General features: G+C 45.7%; 6 protein-coding genes and 1 pseudogene. 5 read left to right on the top strand and 2 right to left on the bottom strand.

Annotated elements, in window-relative coordinates:
- A pseudogene (locus tag IQ224_RS22275) lies at window positions 1-192 on the bottom strand (phosphate ABC transporter substrate-binding protein); the annotation flags it as partial.
- Window positions 193-298: 106 nt separating this feature from the next.
- On the opposite strand from IQ224_RS22275, the gene gpmI reads away from it, so the two are divergent.
- From gpmI to IQ224_RS22300, 5 genes are all read left to right on the top strand, one after another.
- Entirely contained in the window at window positions 299-1,897 is a 1,599-nt protein-coding gene (gene gpmI / locus IQ224_RS22280) for a 2,3-bisphosphoglycerate-independent phosphoglycerate mutase (protein ID WP_194033507.1), read from the top strand.
- A gap of 29 nt (window positions 1,898-1,926) precedes the next feature.
- Window positions 1,927-2,184, top strand: a complete 258-nt coding sequence (locus IQ224_RS22285) for a hypothetical protein (RefSeq protein ID WP_002745406.1) — start codon at window positions 1,927-1,929, stop codon at window positions 2,182-2,184.
- A complete protein-coding gene (locus IQ224_RS22290) occupies window positions 2,168-2,509 on the top strand; it encodes a type II toxin-antitoxin system RelE/ParE family toxin (RefSeq protein ID WP_002745405.1) in 342 nt (113 codons plus the stop codon). Before IQ224_RS22285 ends, IQ224_RS22290 begins: the two co-directional genes overlap by 17 nt.
- Before the next feature lie 67 nt (window positions 2,510-2,576).
- Window positions 2,577-2,810, top strand: a complete 234-nt coding sequence (gene secG / locus IQ224_RS22295) for a preprotein translocase subunit SecG (RefSeq protein WP_002736485.1) — start codon at window positions 2,577-2,579, stop codon at window positions 2,808-2,810.
- A complete protein-coding gene (locus IQ224_RS22300; protein WP_036401598.1) occupies window positions 2,811-3,527 on the top strand; it encodes a peptidase in 717 nt (238 codons plus the stop codon).
- Window positions 3,528-3,650: 123 nt separating this feature from the next.
- On the opposite strand, the gene IQ224_RS22305 is transcribed toward IQ224_RS22300, so the two are convergent.
- Entirely contained in the window at window positions 3,651-3,872 is a 222-nt protein-coding gene (locus tag IQ224_RS22305) for a hypothetical protein (RefSeq protein ID WP_002745398.1), read from the bottom strand.
- Window positions 3,873-4,041 lie beyond the last annotated feature (169 nt).

Raw genomic sequence — 4,041 nt, forward strand, 5'->3', positions numbered from 1 at the left:
GGGTAGGGGAGAGGAGGCACTTTCCGATGTGGGGGATTTTTGCGGACTTTTACCGCTGCCACAGAAAAAGAATTCTTGACCTGCGGCACATTGACTTTGTAGCCAGAAGTAACCCCCACCTAAAATGCTCGCAGTGGCTAAAAGAGCGATTATTAAAGCAGTTGTTTCGTTTTTTTGAGACATACCCATCATTTGCTGACATTAGGGGGTCGATCGCCTGGACACCGGTGATCAATTGAAGTTTCGATGATATTATCTTAGTGCATGGAAATCCACTCTTAATTTAGGACTGTATATCATGACCCACGCACCTATATCCCCAGTCGTACTGGTTATCCTTGATGGTTGGGGTTATCGCCCGCAAAGGTCGGATAATGCGATCGCAATGGCGAAAACCCCGATTATGGATAGTCTCTGGGAAGTTTATCCCCACACCTTAATCCGCACCTCCGCTAAGGATGTGGGACTACCAGAAGGACAGATGGGCAACTCGGAAGTTGGCCACCTGAATATCGGAGCGGGGCGAGTTGTACCACAGGAATTAGTACGAATTTCCGACGCGATCGAAGATGGTTCGATTCAACAAAATCAGGCTTTATTAAAACTATGCGACGAGATTCGCCCTAAAAAAAGCAAATTACACCTGATTGGTTTGTGTTCTGAGGGGGGAGTCCATTCCCATCTCGATCACTTGCTGGGATTATTAGACTTAGCGAAAGTGCAAGGGATTAGCGATGTCTGCATTCATGTCATCACCGATGGTCGCGATACCAACGTCACCGACGGAATGCCAGCTATTAAACGGATTCAAGAACATATTAATAAAATCGAACTCGGTCGCATGGTGACTCTCAGTGGCCGTTATTATGCCATGGATCGGGATCGCCGTTGGGATCGGGTGGAAAAGGCCTATAACGTGATGACCAGTGATCAAGGTATCGACGGGCGATCGATCACAGAAGTATTACAGGCATTTTATGATCAAAATATTACCGATGAATTTATTCCCCCCACCAGAATTGCCCCGGGGGCGATCGAAGCGGGCGATGGGGTGATATTCTATAATTTCCGTCCCGATCGAGCTAGACAGTTGTGTTATGCCCTGACTATGCCCGATTTTGAAGATTTCGATCGAGATTTAATTTCTCCCCTCAGTTTTGTCACTTTTACCCAATACGATCCGAAATTACCGGTAGATGTGGCCTTTGCTCCCCAGAATTTAAATAATATTTTAGGACAGGTGATCGCTCAACAGGGGTTAAAACAGTTTCGTTGTGCAGAAACCGAAAAATATCCCCACGTCACCTACTTTTTTAATGGGGGATTAGAAAAACCCTTTGAGGGAGAAGTGCGCGAATTAATTCCTAGTCCGAAAGTCGCCACCTATGACCAAGCACCGGCCATGTCGGCAGCCACGGTGACAGCAGCGGTCTGTGGGGCGATCGAACAGGGGATCTATAGTCTTGTGGTAGTCAATTACGCTAACCCGGATATGGTGGGTCATACGGGCATTTTAGACGCGGCCATGAAAGCAGTGGAAACGGTGGATCTATGCTTGGCTAAGTTGTTAAGTAGCGTCAATAAATTGGGGGGAACAGTGTTAATCACTGCGGACCACGGTAACGCAGAAACGATGGTGGATGAGTCGGGTAATCCTTGGACCGCCCACACGACTAATCCCGTTCCTTTAATTTTAATTGAAGGGGAAGGGAGAAAAATACCCGGCCACGGTGGCGATGTGCAGCTGCGGGATGATGGTCGTTTAGCCGATATTGCCCCCACTATTCTGGAAATTCTCCAAATTCCCGTCCCAGTAGAAATGACCGGGCGATCGCTGATTAAACCGGCCGAAGTGGAAATTAAAGCCAGTCGCACTCCCGTCCGCATCTCGCTTTAACGAGTAAAAAGTCAATAAAGGGGAATTTTATGCTGAAAACCATCGAAGGTGTTTATCGAGATGGACAAATACACCTAACCGAGTTACCCAATGATATTAGCGATCGCTCACAAGTGCTGGTGACTTTTCTCGATCAAATAGATCCTAGCAAGCTCAGACAACTGATGGAGTATTTAGAGAGCATTGAGGGGATTCAGCAAGGTTTCGAGGAGATGAACTGCGGGAAAACCCGTCCTCTGTCCGATTTTGCCCAAGAAATGGCCGAAAAATATGGTATTTCAGGTTGAAATTACCCCAACTGCCACGGCACAGATCGAAAAAGCCTATCGCTGGTATCGAGTTTATAATGCTGAGTTTGCTGACCGTTGGTTTCGAGGATTAATGAATGCTATTGCGACTCTGCAAGAGAAACCAACTCGTTGTGCTTTAGCGCTCGAACAGACGATTTTTCTACCCAAAGAAGTCCGACAACTTTTTTATGGGAAAGGTAAAAATGTCTATCGAGTGCTTTTTACAATTAGAGATAGTACGGTTTATGTATTATATGTTCGCCATAGCGCCCAAGCACCACTAACAGTTGAGGATATAGAGGATGAAGAGGACTCCAGTTGATAACTAATTCAAAGCTGACGGCTTGATAACTGCTATACTTTGTAATGGAAAATAGAGAGTAATGATCATGACAGTGGTGCTGGTAGTACAGATTATTTGGGCGCTGGCGGCGGCCTTTCTGGCGATTTTGGTGTTATTACACAGTCCCAAAGGGGATGGTATTGGCGGTATTGGCGGTCAATCACAGATTTTTACCAGCGCAAAAACGGCGGAAAAAACCCTAAATCAGGTGACTTGGGCCTTGGGGACGGTATTTATCACCCTAACCATTGTACTGAGCGCCGGCTGGTTAAATCGCTAAATGCTAAGAGGTCGGTTCTCTTTTCTAGGACTCGCAGCCTTGGCGAGTCTTTTGCTGTTTTCCTATTCTCTGATTGCCGACAGTCGATCGCTACCGGAGTTAAAAACCCATCCTTTACCCGCTAATTTAGCCCAATGGCAAGAGCAAAACCAGTCCGGGGATTATTTTGATGCCGTGGAAATCAGTCCCGTGGGGGCGTTGATTTGGTCGCAATTTCCCGTGAAGATTTATCTTCAGAGCGATCGCAGTTCTTGGCTGAGTTTAGTACAACAGGCGATCGCTGAATGGGGGCAGTATTTGCCGATCGAGTTAGTAAATCGGGCAGAATTGGCCGATATCCTCATTAAAAGGGAGTTACCGCCATCGGGGGTTCGTTTTAATGCCGAAACCGGTAAGTTAGAACTGCCCCGGGTGCGTTCTGCCATAACACAATACGAGATTTTTGTCAAGGAAAATCGCCTAACTCATCGGATGAGTATCCAGATTAGTCCCAATTTAGCCGATCGGTCGGCCTTAGCGGCAGCGCGGCACGAATTAGGTCACGCTTTGGGAATTTGGGGTCATAGTCCCCTGGAGACGGATGTGATGTATTTCGCTCAAACTAGAGATATTGCCCCGATTTCTAGCCGGGATATTAACACTTTAAAAAAGGTTTATCAGCAGCCAACTAAGTTAGGTTGGCAGATGAATCAGCTAGGGTATCTAATACCTGAATAGGTAAATATTGCTCTTCAGTCGGTTCTGCTATTAAAAAGTATAAGTTATGGATATACTTAGTATAACTGACTAAGATCCAGAAGATTAACCATCGCTTAAACCTCTATTTCCTCTAGCCATGTTTTAATCGCACTGATTAACTTGGATTGTTGGGGTTTGGAATATTTGTTTGAGTAATTGTTTCGCTTCTTCTCTTTCTTCGTCTGATAAATAATCTTTTCCTTTGACACTGGAAAGATAGCCTTTGCTATTGCCGACAGCTTGAATATAACGCTGTTTTCCCTGATTAAAAATCTCTGTAAATCTCTGATGTTGCTGCCTTTGAATTTCGTTAGGTTGATTCATTATAAGTATAAGTAGGTAGGTGTTAAAAGTTGTCAAACACCCCCCTTATCAAGGTAGCAGGGGGGATCAGCACCCCCCTTATGGACTTGCGCTTTGATAATGTACCTTTTGGGCGAACGCAGTTCGCCCCTACATTGTGGACAAAATCCGTTACTGTAGGGGCGCAAAG

Origin of the sequence: Microcystis sp. LEGE 00066 (assembly GCF_015207925.1) — a bacterium.
Classification (GTDB): Bacteria; Cyanobacteriota; Cyanobacteriia; order Cyanobacteriales; family Microcystaceae; genus Microcystis; species Microcystis ichthyoblabe_A.